The sequence below is a fragment of the Aliiglaciecola litoralis genome (assembly GCF_039523355.1).
GTDB classification, from domain to species: Bacteria; Pseudomonadota; Gammaproteobacteria; order Enterobacterales; family Alteromonadaceae; genus Aliiglaciecola; species Aliiglaciecola litoralis.
The window spans coordinates 459943-478222 of record NZ_BAAAFD010000002.1; the positions used below are offsets into that span (position 1 = coordinate 459943).

Annotated in this window: 15 protein-coding genes; 5 read left to right on the forward strand and 10 right to left on the reverse strand. The window is 44.1% G+C overall.

Annotated features, from left to right (window positions below; all coding sequences use genetic code 11):
- Window positions 1–29: 29 nt before the first annotated feature.
- The 3 genes from ABD036_RS05755 to ABD036_RS05765 are packed head-to-tail and all read right to left on the reverse strand — an operon-like array spanning window position 30 to window position 2757.
- On the reverse strand, window positions 30–908 hold the full coding sequence (locus ABD036_RS05755; RefSeq protein WP_343857430.1) for a DMT family transporter: 879 nt from the start codon (window positions 906–908) through the stop codon (window positions 30–32).
- Window positions 905–1381 carry a methylated-DNA--[protein]-cysteine S-methyltransferase gene (locus ABD036_RS05760; protein ID WP_425542546.1) on the reverse strand — a complete coding sequence of 159 codons (477 nt, stop codon included), beginning with the start codon at window positions 1379–1381 and terminating at the stop codon, window positions 905–907. The genes ABD036_RS05755 and ABD036_RS05760 overlap by 4 nt, the downstream gene beginning before the upstream one ends.
- On the reverse strand, window positions 1378–2757 hold the full coding sequence (locus ABD036_RS05765; RefSeq protein ID WP_343858008.1) for a DNA-3-methyladenine glycosylase 2 family protein: 1380 nt from the start codon (window positions 2755–2757) through the stop codon (window positions 1378–1380). The genes ABD036_RS05760 and ABD036_RS05765 overlap by 4 nt, the downstream gene beginning before the upstream one ends.
- A gap of 138 nt (window positions 2758–2895) precedes the next feature.
- On the opposite strand from ABD036_RS05765, the gene ABD036_RS05770 reads away from it, so the two are divergent.
- Window positions 2896–4068: a serine hydrolase domain-containing protein gene (locus tag ABD036_RS05770; protein ID WP_343857434.1), complete on the forward strand. Its 1173-nt coding sequence runs from the start codon at window positions 2896–2898 to the stop codon at window positions 4066–4068.
- A gap of 118 nt (window positions 4069–4186) precedes the next feature.
- On the opposite strand, the gene speA is transcribed toward ABD036_RS05770, so the two are convergent.
- From speA to ABD036_RS05790, 4 genes are all read right to left on the reverse strand, one after another.
- The gene (gene speA, locus ABD036_RS05775; protein ID WP_343857436.1) at window positions 4187–6106 is read right to left on the reverse strand and encodes a biosynthetic arginine decarboxylase; all 1920 of its coding nucleotides are present in this window, start codon (window positions 6104–6106) and stop codon (window positions 4187–4189) included.
- 137 nt (window positions 6107–6243) lie between these two features.
- Window positions 6244–6462, reverse strand: coding sequence for a helix-turn-helix transcriptional regulator (locus ABD036_RS05780; RefSeq protein ID WP_343857438.1), 219 nt, complete (start codon window positions 6460–6462; stop codon window positions 6244–6246).
- The gene (locus ABD036_RS05785) at window positions 6462–6932 is read right to left on the reverse strand and encodes a hypothetical protein (protein WP_343857440.1); all 471 of its coding nucleotides are present in this window, start codon (window positions 6930–6932) and stop codon (window positions 6462–6464) included. Before ABD036_RS05785 ends, ABD036_RS05780 begins: the two co-directional genes overlap by 1 nt.
- 108 nt (window positions 6933–7040) lie before the next feature.
- Window positions 7041–7481, reverse strand: coding sequence for a nucleoside deaminase (locus ABD036_RS05790; protein WP_343857443.1), 441 nt, complete (start codon window positions 7479–7481; stop codon window positions 7041–7043).
- Window positions 7482–7800: 319 nt separating this feature from the next.
- On the opposite strand from ABD036_RS05790, the gene ABD036_RS05795 reads away from it, so the two are divergent.
- On the forward strand, window positions 7801–8556 hold the full coding sequence (locus ABD036_RS05795) for a phosphatase (protein ID WP_343857446.1): 756 nt from the start codon (window positions 7801–7803) through the stop codon (window positions 8554–8556).
- Here the strand turns inward: ABD036_RS05795 and ABD036_RS05800 are convergent.
- Window positions 8553–9557: a bifunctional helix-turn-helix transcriptional regulator/GNAT family N-acetyltransferase gene (locus ABD036_RS05800; protein WP_343857449.1), complete on the reverse strand. Its 1005-nt coding sequence runs from the start codon at window positions 9555–9557 to the stop codon at window positions 8553–8555. The genes ABD036_RS05795 and ABD036_RS05800 overlap by 4 nt on opposite strands.
- Before the next feature lie 285 nt (window positions 9558–9842).
- Here ABD036_RS05800 and ABD036_RS05805 point away from each other — a divergent pair, with 285 nt between their 5' ends.
- The gene (locus ABD036_RS05805) at window positions 9843–12713 is read left to right on the forward strand and encodes a M14 family metallopeptidase (RefSeq protein WP_343857450.1); all 2871 of its coding nucleotides are present in this window, start codon (window positions 9843–9845) and stop codon (window positions 12711–12713) included.
- On the opposite strand, the gene ABD036_RS05810 is transcribed toward ABD036_RS05805, so the two are convergent.
- A complete protein-coding gene (locus ABD036_RS05810) occupies window positions 12708–12839 on the reverse strand; it encodes a hypothetical protein (protein WP_343857451.1) in 132 nt (43 codons plus the stop codon). The two genes, ABD036_RS05805 and ABD036_RS05810, sit on opposite strands and share 6 nt — an antisense overlap.
- 384 nt (window positions 12840–13223) lie before the next feature.
- On the opposite strand from ABD036_RS05810, the gene ABD036_RS05815 reads away from it, so the two are divergent.
- Entirely contained in the window at window positions 13224–13619 is a 396-nt protein-coding gene (locus ABD036_RS05815) for a DUF3718 domain-containing protein (RefSeq protein WP_343857453.1), read from the forward strand.
- A 166-nt stretch (window positions 13620–13785) separates the two neighbouring features.
- Here ABD036_RS05815 and ABD036_RS05820 read toward each other — a convergent pair whose 3' ends face one another.
- The gene (locus ABD036_RS05820; protein ID WP_343857455.1) at window positions 13786–14766 is read right to left on the reverse strand and encodes an alpha/beta hydrolase; all 981 of its coding nucleotides are present in this window, start codon (window positions 14764–14766) and stop codon (window positions 13786–13788) included.
- A 627-nt stretch (window positions 14767–15393) separates the two neighbouring features.
- Between ABD036_RS05820 and ABD036_RS05825 the strand changes: the two genes are divergently transcribed.
- Window positions 15394–17838: an endonuclease gene (locus tag ABD036_RS05825; protein ID WP_343857457.1), complete on the forward strand. Its 2445-nt coding sequence runs from the start codon at window positions 15394–15396 to the stop codon at window positions 17836–17838.
- Window positions 17839–18280 lie beyond the last annotated feature (442 nt).

Genomic DNA, 18280 nt, shown 5'->3' on the forward strand with positions numbered 1-18280 from the left:
ATGATGTTAAGCACATAATAATATCCGCGTTATGCGGCCTTAAGTTTGAACTTGATAACCCCAGTTGTGAAGCTTACGCCAAGTAATATAAGTGCAGCGCCTAATATCATCAAAGGTGTTATCACTTCGCCCAGAAAAATCACGCCCCACAACACACCGAATACCGGCACAATATAAGCTACGGTTATCGCTTTGGGCGCCCCAATATTAGCGATCAATCGGAAATATAAAATGTAAGCAAACCCAGTACAGGCAACCCCGAGCACAATTGCTTGGGTCCAGGCTTCTATGGACGGGGGGTGGGTCGGCCAAAACCAAAAGGCGAAAGGTGCTAAAATTACGGTCGCAAAAACCTGACTACCGGTAGCAACAGCCAGCGTATTGACACCAGACAGATACTGTTTCACGTAGCAAGCGGCTATCCCATAAGCACATGTCGACATCAGTGCTGCTGCAACGGGCACTAATGATGCGTAAACATCAACGCCAGAGCGAACCAAGCTGATCACGGCAACACCGGAAAATCCCAACACTAAGCCAAATACGGCCAACGAGGAAAGTCGATCCTTGAGCCAGAAAAACGCCACTAACGCGCCAAAAATGGGCGCAGTTGCATTTAAAATCGAGGCTAAACCTGCCCCTAATAACACTGTGCTATAACTAAATAAGCAAAATGGAATTGCGGTATTGACTAAACCTACAAACAAAATTGGCCGCCAATGTAATTTGACCACATTGAGTTTACGGGACAATAACAGCAAAGGTAATAAGCATAATGCAGCAACCCCGGTTCGCACTATAACCAGCCCGATGGCGCCAAATTCAGGCGTAGCAGCGCGCATGAATAAAAAAGAGGCCCCCCATATAGCACCTAACAAAATGAGTTCTAAAATATCTTGTGCTCTCATAGCTGACCTTGCTGTTCATGTCTTAGTAACCAGGACTTTCGATCCAATCCGCCGGCGTATCCTGTCAGTTTTCCGTTTGCGCCAATCACCCGATGGCATGGCACCACAATAGAAATCGGATTCTTACCATTTGCCGCTCCCACGGCGCGCACAGCTTTGGGATTGTTTAACTGTCTTGCAATATCAGCATAGCTGCAAGTACTGCCATAAGGTATATCACTGAGCTGCAGCCATACCTGTTGTTGGAATGCCGTTCCCAGCGCGCCTAACGGAAGTGAAAACTGTTGGCGTTGTCCATTAAAATACGCGGCTAATTGGTCAAGCGCTAACTGCGTAATGTCATTACCCAAAGGCGAATCTTGTCGCTTCTGGACAAAATAGATAGACCGCACACTGGTATCATCTGCCGCGATCTCAAGAGTGCCTATTGGAGTATCAAGATACTGACGAAATAAAGGTTCAGGATTGGTCACGCCATGCTCCAAAGTTGAAATGTAAGGTAGCTTCGCCATGGCTGGGCTGCAGCTGGATTAAGTTGGTTCTGTTGGATTTGTTTCTTAATGACCAAATCGGTATCAAGCCAAATGTCAGGATCTGACTGACCGCGCATTTTTGCATAAGCAACTGTCCAAGGGCCAATTCCTTTTATTGATAACCAGTCATCCAACGTTGACACATCTGGATGTTGCGCACAATATGCGCCGAACGCACGTAGACTATCACGACGTTTCGATGGCATTTTTAAGAATGCCAAGTCGGATCCGGCGACCGCTTCTGCCGTTGGAAAAATTAATTTACCTTGGTGTTTTTCGCCCAATTGATGTGCCAAGGCAGTAACTAAGTTAATTGCGGCTTTAACTGATATCTGTTGCCCTAAAATTGCACGGCAACCTGCCTCGAAGGTGCTCCAGATACCAGGAATACGCAAACCACTGACAAGTGCCTTGCTATCTAAGCCAGTAGATAATAATCCTTGATGGATCACGTGTGGATCCGCATCTAAATCCAGCACTCGTCGAATATGCTGCACAACAGCTTGAATGTGTGAGAGTTCAGCGATTTGTAATTGCACATCAAAGCACTGTTTGGCTTGGTTAAAGGTAGCTTTGAAATAACCTGACACCTTATCAAGGGAAAAGTGTCTGGCGTAAAAGGTTTCACTCACCTCTTCAATACCTGCAATAGCTCGCATTGCTAAAAACCCACGTAAACGTTGCCAATCATAAGGCGCCCGAAAAGACAGTTGAATATGAAGTGTCCCTGCTGAAGAACCGATTAGCGGCTCAGAACGAGTCATTGCGTTTTTACGAATTTGTGTGGGAGTAAGTTGCAAGCCAGTCTTCAAGTTATCTTGCAGTCGCCTAGCACTTGAAAAGCCGCTTGCTTGAGCGACATCTTCAACTGACAATTTGCTTTGGTGCAACAATTGTTTGGCAAATAATAACTGCTCGAAGATTCTAAATTGCTTAGGTGCGATACCTAATTTACGGGTAAACAACGCGCGCAGATAGCGATCACTAACGCCTAACTTTTCACAAATTTCGCAAACCTTTAAACCAGGATGAATGCGCAGTAGCTTTATCGCCCTTTCAACTGTGGTGTCGACGCCTTTCCATGCAAAAGATCCGGGCGCACTGTCAGGTCGACATCGCAAACAAGGTCGATATCCGGCCTGCATCGCTAAAGGCGCCAAGCTAAAATACTCAACATTTTCTTCTTTAGGGGAAGGGGCCGGACAAATGGGTCGACAAAATATACCGGTGCTTTTTACGGCAACAAAAAACTGTCCGTCAAAGCGTGCGTCGCGCGCTTTTCTAGCTTGTTGGTATAGTTGTTGTTGGGACACCATAAAATGACCTTTGATTTTTGAATTGGCCAAGTGTACACCCAAGTCGGCCGAAAAACGCGCTGAAATCGGAAGTGATTGTGTAATTACATTTATGGGATGACTTTGCGTAGGTCATTGCACATGTAGTATTCTTGTAGCATGACGAATTTTATAAAAATCAAGCTGGCGCTATTCGCTTGTTGTTCCATGCTAATCAGTGGAAACCTTGCATTTGCAAGTGATGAAGGTTGGCTGTACGACTTTGCCGCAGAGGTTCAATCCCAAGCACAGAGTCACAATCTACCTGGATATGTGTTCATTTTTGTGCGAAAAGGGCAGCCCGCAAAACTGATCACCTACGGAAAAACTGAAAAGTATGGTGCTAAGATCGATCGAAACACGGTGTTTCGATTAGCGTCTGTTTCGAAAACCTTTGCAGGTGTATTAATGGCAAAGGCAGTCGAGCAGTCTGAGTTGACTTGGGAAACCCCTATTTTGGATATAGTGCCAGAATACGGTTTTAATCGTTTGCAACCCAATCCCATTACACTCGGCCATTTGATGAGCCAAAGCAGTGGTTTTATTCCCAATGCTTACGACAACCTGATCGAAGCTAATTATTCTCTTAAACGTGTATTAGCACAGTTGGCCAAGCTCGAACCTTTGTGTGATCCTGGAAAGTGTTACACCTATCAAAATGCCCTGTTTGGCGTTCTTGAAGACTATTACGCTAATCAGCAAAGTAGTTACGCTAGCGTGATCGACCAACAACTGTTTAAACCCTTAGGGATGCCCCATGCCAGCACCGGGAAGCAAGGATTAGTAGCATCGCCTCAATGGGCAAAACCGCACATAGCGATCACCCGTAAAAAGTGGCGCAAAGCCAGCGTTCAAGACGATTATTATCGTTATGGACCTGCCGCTGGTGTGAACGCCAGCATCGAAGACATGGCGATATGGGTGAGAGCCATGTTAGGAGAATATCCGCAGGTAGTGTCGCCAAACCTGATTAACACAGTCACAACGCCTTTAGTTAAAACAAAACGAGAAATGCGTAGACGGAAATGGCGCAAATTTCTAAATGATGCTCACTATGGAATTGGTTGGCGAGTCTATGATTTCAACGGTCACAAGCTTAATTATCATGGCGGATGGGTAGAAGGTTATCGCGCCGATGTTGCCTTTGCACCTGATCAACAAGTGGGGTATGCGATGTTGATGAATGCCGAGTCTAACCTGATAAATAGTTTTACTGCGCAATTTTGGCAGGCTTACTTCAATTCAGTTGAACAACAAAGAAAACAAGAGGTTGCAAAACAGGCGGGTAACTGAGCTTGGCAATAGAGCAATGGCGAGCTACGTTTAAGCTCACAACACATTAACGGTTAGCAATAAAAAGCGAGTGACAAAGAAGAATCACTCGCGACTTATTAACCAGAGTTCAGGTTTATTAGGTTTTTAAGTAGGTATAGCCCTTTAGACAGTCTTCGTAGAAGTCTGTCCATTTCACCCCTTCTCTGGGTTTGATTGTGCCTTTGGCAATCTGCCCATCAATTAACTTTTTAACAGATTGCGCCATTGCCTTAGGGTGATATTGCATGATCGTGAGTACATCATCTACCGATGATCCCGTAACAACTTCTTCGATGTAAAAGTCGAGTGGATCATCATCGTGACTAAAAATGTGCACTTCGTTGAGTCGCCCAAACAAGTTGTGCATGTCTCCCATCACATCTTGGTAAGCCCCCGTTAAGAACATGCCTAAGTGATACTCTTCACCTTTGTTGAGCTTGTGCATCGGTAACACGTTGGAAATACCTTTGCCTAACACGAACTGATCAATTTTACCGTCACTGTCACAGGTTATATCAACCAAAGAACAGTTTACGTTAGGTCGCTCGTTCATACGGGTAAGCGGCACTATGGGTAACACCTGATCGATCGCCCACGTATCAGCAGCTGACTGGAACACAGAGAAATTACACAAATACTGTGAAGACAAACTGAAGTCCAATTCTTGCATATCTTCAGGAACAAATTTCTGACTCTGCATTTTAGCTTGCAGACTTTCCATAATTTGCCAGTACAGAGTTTCAATTTTGGCTAGCTCTTCAAGACTAATAACACGAAGCTTAAAGGCCGCTGCTGCCTGCTCTTTGTACTGTGAGGCGTCATTGAATATTTCTTGTAAGTTTTCTTGGTTATCAATTGCCGTTACCAGCAAGCGCATATTAGTGACCAGAATGTGCTCGTCCGCTAGATAACTGGTATCCATAGTGGCGCTATTTGAGCGGATTTCACCAACGATTTCAGCTACTACGCAACTATGGTGAGCCGTGATAGCTCTGCCACTTTCACTTACCAAGGTGGGGTGTGGTACTTTTTCCAAATCACACACTTCTTTCATGCCAAACACCACATCTGCCACGTATTCTTCGATATTGTAATTCATCGAAGAATCATTGGTCGACTTGCTACCGTCGTAGTCAATACCAAGGCCGCCGCCAACATCAACATAATCGAGCTTAAAGCCCAAATGATGAAGTTCAGCATAGATCATCGCACCTTCGTTGATCGCATCTTTGACTGCGCGGATATCGGTTAACTGACTACCAATATGAAAGTGCAATAATTTGAAGCAGTGGCCCAAACCTTCGGCTTCTAGCAGACGAGCGGCATTGATGATTTCGGTTATCGTTAATCCGAATTTGGCGCGATCGCCCGCCGAGCCTTCCCACTTGCCGCGACCTTTTACGGTCATTTTTGAACGCAGGCCAATGATAGGTTCAATATCTAACTTCTTCGACCATTTGATTAACATCAACAGTTCGGAGAACTTTTCAATAACCACCACTACTTTGCGACCTAACTTGCGAGCCAGTAACGAAAGGCGGATAAATTCTTCGTCTTTGTAGCCATTTAAGATAGTCAACGAATCGTGGTTAGTGTTGTACGCCAGTACTGTAAGTAGCTCCGCTTTTGAGCCAGCCTCTAGGCCATAGTTGTACTTTTCACCCGCATCAACAATCTCCTCAACCACTTCACGCATCTGATTCACCTTAACAGGATAGACGCCACGGTAGTTGCCTTGATAGTTAGCTTCTTCAATGGTTTTTATAAAGGTTTCATTCAGCAGAGCAACCTGCGAGCGCAAAATGTCGTGGAATCGCAATACCACTGGAAACTGAATGCCTTCTTCTTTGATTTCAGCAATGACATCGTTGAAGTCGATACGCATTTTGTCATTCGACACATCCGGCGTCACATGCAAATTTCCGTTTGGTCCAATTTCAAAATAGCCACCGCCCCAACGCGTCACGCCGTATAACTTTTCAGCGTCTTCAACTGACCAGGTATCGCTTTTCTTCATTAAATTGCTCCAATGTTTTTCTTATCAATAAAATAGGGCAATACCATTGGATTGCCCTAAATATGTGACGTAAAAACATGTTTAAAAAAATAGGCCGTTATTATACTTCCCTGAGTACTTAAAAGTGTACTCTTTTGTTACTCAAGCTCGTAAGTGAAGATTTCATCCAATTTACAGCCAAACACCACAGCTATTTTAAACGCCACTTCTAAGGACGGAGAATACTTACCCTTTTCGATAGCCATGATGGTCTGACGGGTAACACCCACACAATCTGCAAGCTGCTGCTGAGTCATTTCGCCGGCAAAGAAACGCTTTTCTTTGACACGATTAACAATGCGAAAAGCCGTCACCATTAGTAGCCCCTGCGGTGATAAAATATTTGCCCTGCGAAGCGCACTATCTCAGACAAAATAAATGAAAACATCAGAATATGTGCTGTAAGCAATGGGATCTGCAAAGAACTACGGTGATCACCCCATTCGGGATTGTACTCAATGCCAATGATCCGACCCAAGGTTGCTATAACGCCAATGACCAAAATCGTATATGCGATATTATTGGCTCGGTATTCGAACAGCTTGTCGCGCTCATCCCCGCCACGATCTGCGTCTTTGAAATTTGCTGCCGCGAGCAAGGTATGAAAGGCTGCTTCTACCACGATACTTAGAATAATGGCTTGAGCTAATAAGTCTTTGGCTTGTTCTTTGGCATACTCAATGGGGGCGCCAAACAACAACGCGATATTGTAAAAGTAATAACCAAAAATACATAAGGTGCTGATCAGCGAGATCCACGCGCCTTTTTCTTTATAAGACATTTCCATGACACATTCTCCTAGTTATATAGGATAAATGTAATTTAAAAATAACATCATGTCAAAAATATTTAACGCGAGGTAAGATTTACATAACTAGAAGTAAAATAAATACAACTAATCTGTACCAATATCCTCATGCCATAATTCAGGATGCAGACGGATAAACTCTTCCATCAAGCCAATACATTGTTGGTCTTGAACGACAGTCACCTCTACGCCATTGTCTTTAAGCAGTTGCTCTTGGCCTTGAAACGTGTGGTTTTCACCAATCACAACTTTAGGAATTTCGTACAGTAAAATAGCCCCCGTACACATAGAACAAGGAGAGAGTGTGGTGTAAATAACACTGTCACGATACACCTTGGCGGGTTGTCGCCCCGCATTTTCAAAGGCATCCATCTCGCCGTGTAAAATCGGGCTCCCCGATTGCACTCGCCGATTATGTCCGCGTCCAATAATTTTGCCTTGATGAACAATCACCGAGCCAATGGGTATGCCGCCCTCTGCTTTGCCCTTTTTTGCTTCGTCAATTGCGGCTTGCATAAAAATATCCATGCTGTTACTCCAAGTAAGTATTATCAAAGCGCTATTTTTTGATTTTGATAGTTAGCACGCAGTCATCGATAAAAACAAGCCGAAAATATGTCTGATGCTATTGTTGATATAACGCTTACATCAGCATAGCGTTATCAGCAATAGTCAAATCTGAGCTGCGTGTATGCGTTAGAGTATAGTGTCATTTATACTGTTACTGGGAAACTATAGTCCTTAACCACAATTAGCTTAATTCGTTGTTGATTATTTTACGCACCAACTGAACTTGTAAGTGACATCGACACTATTAATCTACAAATAAACAGCATTGAGGGCCATTATGCAAATACTTGTCGACACCCATTCTCATACGGTAGCCAGTACTCACGCCTATAGCAACGTACATGATTATTTCAGACAAGCGAAAACCAAGGGAATGCAGATGTTCGCGTTAACGGATCACGGTCCGAAAATGCCCGATTCTCCGCATCCGTGGCATTTTGGTAATCGCCATGTCATCCCGCGATTGGTTGATAATATTGCTTGTTTGAGAGGCATAGAGGCGAATATATTACCCCCAACAGGTGGCTTAGATGTGCCCGATGGAATGCGATCCTACTTAGATTTCACCATCGCCAGTTTACATGAGCCCGTGTTCAAACCTACCAATAAACAGGCTCACACGCGCGCGGTCATTAACACCTTTGAGAACGGTGATTGCCAAATTTTGGGACATCCAGGCAACCCAAATTACCCGCTAGATTATGCCGAAGTGATACGAGCAGCAAAAGACAACAATGTGTTGCTGGAGATTAACAACAGTTCTCTCACTCACTCTAGGCAAGGCAGTGAGCCAAATTGTATCCGTATAATGGAATTGGTAGATCAGCTTGATTGGAAAGTTGTGTTCTCAAGTGATGCGCATATTGCGTATCATTTAGGCGAATACACACAAAGTATCAAACATGCAAAGGCCATCAAATTTCCCATCGAGCGCATTGTAAATCGCGATGCAAAATCTTTTTTAGCCTTCTTAGCTGAGCATAGCAAAGGTGTCGCCAACGAATTAGCCCAATGGAGTGAGCAGTTTAGTTAACCTGAATTCTGCGAACTGCTTTTATCGCCAACAAAGCGCATGGCGACATTACAGCGCTGATAACTTTGTCCATAGGTTTGCATAATCTGCTTATCATGCACAAAACCATTTTTTTCGTACAAATGAATGGCTGCTTCGCACTGAGCATTGGTTAACAAAAACAGACAGTCGGCTATCTCAATGGCCTGTTTTATGACGTGTTGCAACAAGATCTCCCCCACTTTCAATCCTCGTACATTTGCCAGTACGCCCATTTTTGTTAACTCAAACGCCCCATTGCCTTTGTTAAGTAGCGCACAGGTACCAACAATGCCTAGCTCAGGATGCTTGGCAAACCATATTTTTCCGCCCTTACTGATGATGTTTTCGATCGGATGTTGCAGTACCTGCTTATCGACATCTTCCAGTACAAACATATCCTCGATCCATTGACGGTTAATCTGTTCAAAAAACGACGCCAAATCTGGGCTAAATTCTACAATACTGACAGTTTGATCATTCATGATATCTCCCGAAGTTGGCGAATACTGTTCGATAGTGCGCTGCAGCAAAGACTGCTTTGCGTGGGCACGTTCAAATTTCAATAGCGACTGATAGAATTGATTATCATGCTCTTGGCACATCGCTTGGGCGGCTTTATCAACAGCTTCCCAAACGGGACGCATTTGATGCACCCTTTGTTGTCCCAATATGGTTAAGCTCATGAGTTTTTTACGTGTATCGGCTTTTTGAGTCTCAACCTGTATAAGTCCTTCAGTAACCAATTGTCGACAAAACTGACTTAATGCGGGTTGTGATAGCCCCAAGTAATCAGACGCCTCAACAACACTCACTTGTTGTTTGCGGTCTAGCAATGCCAACAATGTGAACCATTTAGGATTGATATTCATGTTGAAATGCTTATAAACCTGAGCTGCATCAGCAAGCATGCGTTCACTAATGCGCTTTAGTCGGCTGCCCAGCGCTAGCTCTGCCAACTCATTTAAAAAGTCTTCTGACATAATTTTGTTACTTAACCATAGATATCATTAGTATTTATATAACCACTTATATATAAACGCAAACATTTTTACTCTATTCTTGTTTTAACCTGTGGCGTGTTCACTCATGATCGTCGTTAATCGTATGTCGCTCGCTGATTTGGCAAAAAATAGTCGGCAACAATGCAATCTAAATACTATTCTTTCGAGTTAAGTAACTATCTTGGTAACATACCCTTCGGGTTGAACTGAAACTATCCAGCAATAATGTAAAATTGGATATAATAAAAACGAAAAGGAACCACTATGCGACAGTATATTAGTGTGCTTTTATTGCTCATAGCATCCGCCTCTCAAGCCAGCTTGGTGATGAAACCAACTAATGATCCCGATCTCATTTATGACGGACATCTATTGCACGGCAATTATAATGCACAAGTCACTCACCCAGATAAAATCTTGGGGTTTGAAATCGGTCAACGTATGGCATCACCTGCGCAAATCACCACGGCGATTCAAACATGGGCAGGGCAAAGTGACCGAATAAAAGTAGTAGAGTATGCGCGCACGCACGAAAACAGACCGCTGTTCGCTGTGTACCTTTCCAGTCCTGACAATCTGGCTAATTTAGATAAAATCCAAGCTGATATTGCGGCCTTGGCAGATCCCCGTGAGACCAATACTGCAACCGCTAAAAAAATCATCAAACGACTTCCAGCCACAGCATGGATGGCCTATTCCATTCACGGCAATGAAACATCAGGAGCAGATGCAGCCTTGACCGCGATCTACCATTTGAGCGCCTCTACCGACCAAAACGTAGTGGATTTGCTCAACAAAGTGATCGTTGTAATCGATCCGATGATGAACCCTGATGGTAGAGACCGGTTTGCTAAATCATTGGAGCAATATCGAGGAACCGCACCCAATGTAGACGACCAATCGTTATTGCATCGTGGTGATTGGCCTTCAGGGCGCACCAATCATTATTTCTTTGATCTGAATCGTGACTTCTTTTATCTGACGCAACCAGAAACGGTCGGTCGCGTGCAGCTTATTAACCGATTTAGACCACAATTGATGATCGATGGCCACGAAATGAATTCGCAGGATACCTATTTGATGGGGCCACCTCGTCAGCCGCTGAATTTTAATATTGCGCCTAGTTTACAAAAATGGGCAGTAACCTTCTCGCAGGATCAAGGCGCCGCATTTGACCAACGTAACTGGCGCTATTACACCGGTGAGTGGTTTGAAAATTGGTATCCAGGGTATTCAAACTATGCAGAATATCGCGGTTCAATGCATATCTTGTACGAGCAATCACATATGGCCGAGGATGGTGTCAGACGACCTGAAGGAACAGTACAAACCTATAAAGAGTCCGTACATCATCAATTTGTTAGCACAATGGCAAACCTGCAAACATTGGCAAAACACAGTAAGCAGATGTACACCGATTATTGGCAGGATCGTCAGTTCGTGATTGACAAAGAAAGCCCATACGCCGATCGAGCTTTCGTAATTTTGGCCAATCAAAATATCGGCCGTACACAAGCCCTAGTCGATTTACTGTTGGCACAAGACATCGAAGTGTTTGTCGCTGACAAAGACTTTGAAGTGGACAAGGCGACTAATCAGCTAGGCCAGACGCTCTCCGATGCTGCCATTCCCAAAGGCAGTATTGTGATCCCCAATCGACAACCTGAAGCACGATTGTTGTCTGCGATTATGGAGTTTGATGCGCAAATCAAGCCACAGACCTTGCAAGATGAAAGGCAACGTATTCTGCGCGAAAGTCGCTCGATCATGTATGACACAACTGCGTGGAACCTGACCATGATGTATGGCTTGGATGCCTTAACTGTGCCGCAAAACCTAAAGCGATCATTAACACCTTATCAAAAGAACACCAATGGATTTGTTGCTGCTGATCCATCGGGCATCGCTTGGGTGGTTAATGGCAACGATGATAGATCGGTAGCATTTGCTGCTCGCTTGATGGAGCAAGGCATCCAGGTTAGAGCGTTAGACAAAGCAGCTGAGTTTAATGACAAAGCGTATCCGCGCGGCTCAGTTGTGGTGACCTCAACCGACAATGTGGGGCATGCCCAGTTGCTAAACAACGTTAACCAAACTGCAAAAGAGCTGGATCTAGCGGTTGGCACTATGACGATGGGGTTAGGCGCAGGTGACTTACCAGATTGGGGCGGTCGTCACTTTAAACGATTGGAGCGCCCCCAAGTTGCTATTATCAGTCATGATGATTTGCGCAGCTATGACGTAGGCGCAACGTGGTGGAGCCTTGACCACCACTTAGGCATTCGCCATAGCCAGATAGATAAAGCTGCGCTGACTCGCACCGACCTACGTCGTTATAATGTGCTGATCATGCCAACCGGTGCGAAATTAACCGATGCCCAAAAAACCGCACTGAAAGTTTGGGTTGAACAAGGCGGAACCTTAATAGCCCATCAAAGCTCAGCCGCTGTGATGGCCGGCAAAGATGGCATTGGCAGTGTTAAAACCTTAGACAACACGCTAGCAGAAGCCGAAGACTTTGATATTGCCCTGCGTCGTGAATGGTTAGCGACCCAAGATCTCGATCCCTCAATAGTGACCATGCAAAATCAACTTAGTCAAGATCTCAACTATCCTTGGAGCGACGCCCCTAAACGCCTCAAAGAAGACGAATTAAAGAAGCGTGAAAAGTGGCAAAAATTGTTTATGCCCTCTGGCGCAATGGTTGCCGGACGAACAGACCAATTGCATTGGTTAACCTTTGGCGTCGGTCCAACCCTGCCATTACTATACGGGAATTTGCCGGTATTAATGTCAGACGAGAAGAGCGAAGCCGTAGTGCGTGTTGGTGTTTACCAAGCAGTGCCAGAGAATGAAGATACAGAAAAGCAAGCAGAGTCTACTGCCAACGCGTGGTACACATTACCACCAGCGCACACCATACAAGTTAGAATGAGTGGTTTGCTATGGCCAGAAGCAGCACAACGCATTGCTAATTCTGCCTATCTCACTCGTGAGAAAATGAAAAACGGACAAGTTATTCTTTTTGCAGGTCAACCCAACTACCGAGGCTCAACACGAGGAACCAATCGGCTGTTACTTAACGCTGTGGTCTATGGGCCTGGTTTAGGCGCGCAACCGACCATTCAACTATAAGTCTACATAAGCTACCTTGTTGGCTTGCAATGGCAATCTAACCCCAGCGTATACAGGGTGTACTCTGGGGTGTTTTAGCTGATTACGTTTCCGCAACTGACTGGTTTCAGTTAAACGTGTAGCCATCCTCATAAAACTCCGTAGTCCATCCTGAAAATCCAATAGATTTGATTGCTCGACACATCTTAATCAGAGTTCAGGTTAAATAATCTAAACTCTGATTAACTAATCGAATAAGTTTCGAACAAAGACGCTCTTTTCTCGTATACCAGAAATGTCGTTTATTCCAATTTGGATTGACATAATTACTATGTAATACATGGACTTGGCAAAATGCTTATTATGTTAAACAGACTTTGCAACGAAATTGAACAGTAAATGCGCAATTGTTTGGTATGGCTATACATACCTTAGTATTTTCATCATTATTTCCTTTATTCAGCGTTTAAAGTTTAATGCGCGCCATCGAGACCAACGCAACGTTAAATTATTATTTTTTAGGAAACACTCATGTTGAAATTAGTAAAAACCTCAATCGCCATCGCTACACTTTCTTTATTGACTGCTGGACACGCTCAAGCCGACGTAAACGAAGCACTACAGAACATCTGCACCATCGTTAAAGCAGATGATAAGGGCGAGCTACGCAAAAAAATGAAGCGTGTTGAAAGCGACTATAAGTTGAAATTACAAGACTATTACACAGGCGTAAGCTGTGGTGGTGATAGCCTGATCCGCACGGCGTTTAAAGCCAACGCAATAGAAGCAGGTACACTTTTAGTTAAGAAAATGCCAAAGAGCCAATTAAATTCCCCAGAAGAAGACGGCCAAACACTTCGCGCTTGGGTTTCTGAACAAGGCCTAATGGACACTCCTTTAGCAACAGTGCTAAACGAGCGTATCTAAACGAATAAAATGTTTATTAAGCAGGTTCACAACCTGCACTGAAAAACGGCCCATGACGGGCCGTTTTTTGTTTGTATCAGCTAGGTTATCGAATAAAAAATCAAATTTTGTCAACACATCATCTGTGTTCTGACGTAACAACCTAGCAATCGGTTAATCTAATCGACTATTCGTATCCCAACATAATGCGAAGAGGCTTGTCTACCCGCATGCTCCATGAGGTTTCATTGTGAGTATCATAGGGTGAGCTTGCTATGTAAAAGTACGGGTCATGGCCTTTTTGCTGTAACGTAGAATTGAGGTTTTGCGTCGCCCAACCGCCGCCATACTGGATCTCATAATTCCCCGTATCAATATAGAAGGTCGTCGCAATTTGAGGTCCAGAGTAATTTTGCACCATGGCTTTCATCGATTCATCATCCCAAGCAAAGGTGCTTGATAATCCAGCTGCAAATGAATACCTTGAAGGACGCGTCCAACCTGCATAAAAGCTGACCAAACCGCCCAATGAAGAGCCCATAATATAGGTGTTGTTTTTATCTGTCAGCGTTCTAAATCTCGCATTCACCGATGGCATTAGCTCACTTTCCACAAAATCTAAGAACTGATCAGCTCCGCCGCCGTCACCATAATATGACCAATAGCTAGGCGTGTATTCCCACATGCGTCCAACTCCGGTGTTGTGAATACCGATGACAATCGCTTCTCGAACATTTTCATTATTGATCAGTGAGTCCATCGTGGAATCAACATTCCAACCATGGCCAAATAAATTTTGACCATCCATCATATAGATAACGGGATAATGTTTATTCGCCGAACTACCATAACTGGGCGGTAAGTACACATCCACGGAATGACTATAGCCCAGAATATTGGAGTAGGCATCGGGGATTGGTGTAACCCTGCCCTGCGATAAATTGGCTGAATAGAACTTTGGATAGATGTGATATTCGTCCAAACTCCCATCAACAATATAGTTATCACCCAACGACCAAGCTGAATCATTAATCAGTGGCTTGAACTGAAACGTTTGGCCGTTATCATTCACGGAAACAACCCAAGTCGACTGACCATCTTCTGACTGGTAGGTTGCTGTTATACCTGACTGCCAATTTAAGCCAGCACCATCACCTCGCAGTGTCATGTTATTTCCCCAACCCACATCATAATGAACAATAATGTTGGTAGCTTGAACATTACAATGGAGTAACAGTGATAATAGAATTAAAACGGTTGAACAAAATACTTTCATTGACGACCTTCCAATCTTTACAATTAATTAACAAAACTTGACCAGTATAGAAGGCGACATTTTAAGCAACAATAGAATACGTATGCATAGCGCGGTTAAAGGCTTCTTGCGGTCTGAAAAATGACGGAAAAGCTTATAAGGTCGGATTTGAGAGTCGACTAGCTGATTATGAATTCAAAGTCTGAATCGCTAAACTAATCGATACCATGCTTATGGGAAGAAAATTGATTAAAAGACGCGAATATATTAATTAAGAGTAGTAAAAATGGCCCAAACTAAGGAAGAAAGATGTTTTTCCAAAGGCCACTTTTCAATTAAAAGTGTAAAAATTCCACCCTGTACTTTAAGTGTTTTTAACTCTTAATATCAAAAAGTTACGAAGGAAATAAAAAAAAACCCAAGAATGTAAAAGAAATGTAACAAAATGTAATGAAACCTTCGCGATAAACCCTTAGACTAGCCCCGTTTTTTACCATTTAAAAGCAACCCTACTAAACCACTAAATTAGGTGATAACAAAGTGAAAAACTTGACCCTGAAAGTGGGCGCAAAGGGATTATTTGTGCTTGCATCAGCTTTAATGCTGAACCAAACCCTTGCCGCAGTGCCAGCTGGATATTATGACACTGCCAACACATCAACTCCGCAAACCTTACGTAACACGCTCCACCAAATTATCGACGACCACCAGCGATTCCCTTATACCTCCTCAGCAACCGACACTTGGGATATTCTTGAAGCCGCAGATCAAGATCCCGATAATCCAAATAATGTTATCGATATATATAAAAACGCGAGCTATGCCAAAGTCGGCGGCGGCAACACCAACTACAATCGCGAACACAGTTGGCCAAAGTCGTACGGCTTCCCGTCTGATGGCAGTGATAATTCTGCCTATACGGATGCTCATCACTTGTTTATCGCCAACAGTGGTTACAATTCCAGTCGCAGTAATAAGCCTTATGCTAATTGCGGTGGAGGATGTAGCGAAAAACCAACCGATTTTAATAATAACCGAGGCGGTCAGCCCAATGACTCCAATTGGACTGAGGGATCATTCTCAGCCGGTAGTTGGGAAACGTGGATGGGCCGACGCGGCGATGTCGCACGTGCGCTCATGTATATGGCAGTGCGTTATGAAGGCGGTACCCATGGCGTCACGGGTTTTGCCGAACCGGATCTGATATTGACCGATGATCGCGCTCAGATTGACGCTTCTAATCAAGGGGCGAATATTAGTGTAGCTTACATGGGGTTAAAATCCGTCCTACTACAATGGCATAAAGAAGACCCAGTAGATGCGTTCGAAACTCATCGCAACGATGTGGTCTACAGCCATCAGGGAAATCGCAATCCGTTTATCGATCATCCCGAATACGCTGAATGTATCTTTGAAAGTATCTGCAATGGCGGCACACCGGGCGACACGACGGCTCCGGTCACACCGGCAGGTATTAGTGCAACCGGTGGCAATGGATTTGTTGAATTAGCCTGGAGTGCCAATACTGAATCCGATTTGGCGGGGTATAATGTTTACCGAGCCACAACATCGGGCGGCACTTTCTCGCAAATCAACGGCGCTTTGGTTAACACTAGTGCTTATACAGATTCTGCAGTAGCGGCTGACACGACCTACTTCTATAAAATTACAGCAGTGGATACCTCTAGTAACGAATCCACACAAAGTGCTGAAGTGTTCGCCACAACTGAAGCGGGAACTCCGCCTTCTACTGGTAGTGCTTGGATAAACGAATTCCATTATGACAATGATGGCAGCGACACGGGAGAATTTGTTGAAATAGCAGGCAGTGCTGGGACGGATTTAACTGGCTGGCAGATATTGGCTTACAACGGTAGCGGCGGTGTAGTATACAAAACCACTAACCTAAGCGGTACTATTGCCAATCAACAAAGTGGATTTGGTACCTTAAGCTTTAGTATCAGCGGTTTGCAAAATGGTGCTCCGGACGGCTTTGCGCTGGTTGATAATACGGGTAGCGTCGTGCAGTTCCTCAGTTATGAAGGCAGTTTCGCTGCCACAGACGGCGCTGCAATGGGTATGACATCGACTAATGTTGGGGTATCAGAAACTTCGACTACACCAGTTGGCTTCTCACTGCAATTAGCCGGCACAGGTGCCAGTTACAGTGAATTTGTTTGGCAATCAGCTGCGAATAATACCGCGGGCCAAGCCAATACTAATCAAACCTTCTCTGGTTCTGGACCTGTCAATCAAGCCCCTATAGCGGTGTTTTCTGAGAGCTGCACTTTGCTAAGTTGCACGTTCGACGCCGCTGCGAGTTCTGATGATGGCACCATCGTCAGCTACGATTGGACCTTTGGTGATAGCAGCAGTGGCACAGGTATCAACCCATCGCATTCCTATGCAACGGACGGTAGTTTCACTGTCACCCTAACCGTCACTGACGATCAAGGCGCAGCAGATTCGGTAAGTACTATCGTGTCTGTCGTTCGGCCACTCATTGACCCTTGGATCAACGAATTTCATTATGATAACAAAGGAAATGATCGAAATGAGTTTGTCGAAATAGCCGGTCCCGCCGGAACTGATATAAGTGGATGGACGCTAGTCGCATACAATGGTAGCGACGGAACTCAGTACAAGACAGTGACGCTTAACGGTGTTTTGCCAAATCAACAAAATGGTTACGGCGTGTTGGCATTCGACATGGTCGGCCTGCAAAATGGCTCCCCTGATGGCATTGCGCTAATCGATGACACTGGTACTGTCATTCAGTTGATTAGTTATGAAGGCACCTTTACCGCAACGGATGGTGCCGCCAATGGTATGACATCGACAGATGTGGGCGTCAGTGAAACGTCTTCGACCAAATCAGGACGTTCAATTCAGTTAATCGGCAGCGGTTCAGAGGCGGCTGACTTTAATTGGCAGGCCCCTAAATCTAACTCTAAAGGCAGCATTAATTCAGGACAAAGTTTCTAAGCTATCACTTTGGAGTAACCTCAAGACTAAACCGGCTCCATCAGGAGTCGGTTTTATATTATCGCCTTAAATCTATTAGCAGGTTATTTAGTCGAATCACGGAGCTAATTTGGCACGTTAAAAATAACGCCAGAATACTCAACAAAATTACGTTATTAATTCAGCCTTAGGCCAATAGCTGCAAACCATAATAGCATTAAGGCTATTAGCATATACCGTTGGCATAGAATTGATAATCGCAGAGACATTATCACGTTATATTTGTTCACATGCATGTCAAAAATAAAAATCACATATACCATTTTTAATGCATCAAGCTGTCCGATACTTTTACAACAACGAATTCACACCACCACGAGAGACGTATAACTTATTGTATTTAATGAATAATTATTAATGGCTTAATTTTTGCATTGATTTTGATTCAGGAATTTAATTTCAA

Bases quoted from the DNA above. Each gene is read 5' to 3' on its own strand.
- ABD036_RS05755 (WP_343857430.1), bottom strand. From the start codon at position 908: ATGAGAGCACAAGATATTTTAGAACTCATTTTGTTAGGTGCTATATGG.
- ABD036_RS05765 (WP_343858008.1), bottom strand. From the start codon at position 2,757: ATGGTGTCCCAACAACAACTATACCAACAAGCTAGAAAAGCGCGCGAC.
- ABD036_RS05770 (WP_343857434.1), top strand. From the start codon at position 2,896: ATGACGAATTTTATAAAAATCAAGCTGGCGCTATTCGCTTGTTGTTCC.
- speA (WP_343857436.1), bottom strand. From the start codon at position 6,106: ATGAAGAAAAGCGATACCTGGTCAGTTGAAGACGCTGAAAAGTTATAC.
- ABD036_RS05780 (WP_343857438.1), bottom strand. From the start codon at position 6,462: ATGGTGACGGCTTTTCGCATTGTTAATCGTGTCAAAGAAAAGCGTTTC.
- ABD036_RS05785 (WP_343857440.1), bottom strand. From the start codon at position 6,932: ATGGAAATGTCTTATAAAGAAAAAGGCGCGTGGATCTCGCTGATCAGC.
- ABD036_RS05790 (WP_343857443.1), bottom strand. From the start codon at position 7,481: ATGGATATTTTTATGCAAGCCGCAATTGACGAAGCAAAAAAGGGCAAA.
- ABD036_RS05795 (WP_343857446.1), top strand. From the start codon at position 7,801: ATGCAAATACTTGTCGACACCCATTCTCATACGGTAGCCAGTACTCAC.
- ABD036_RS05800 (WP_343857449.1), bottom strand. From the start codon at position 9,557: ATGTCAGAAGACTTTTTAAATGAGTTGGCAGAGCTAGCGCTGGGCAGC.
- ABD036_RS05805 (WP_343857450.1), top strand. From the start codon at position 9,843: ATGCGACAGTATATTAGTGTGCTTTTATTGCTCATAGCATCCGCCTCT.
- ABD036_RS05810 (WP_343857451.1), bottom strand. From the start codon at position 12,839: ATGGCTACACGTTTAACTGAAACCAGTCAGTTGCGGAAACGTAATCAG.
- ABD036_RS05815 (WP_343857453.1), top strand. From the start codon at position 13,224: ATGTTGAAATTAGTAAAAACCTCAATCGCCATCGCTACACTTTCTTTA.
- ABD036_RS05820 (WP_343857455.1), bottom strand. From the start codon at position 14,766: ATGACACTGCGAGGTGATGGTGCTGGCTTAAATTGGCAGTCAGGTATA.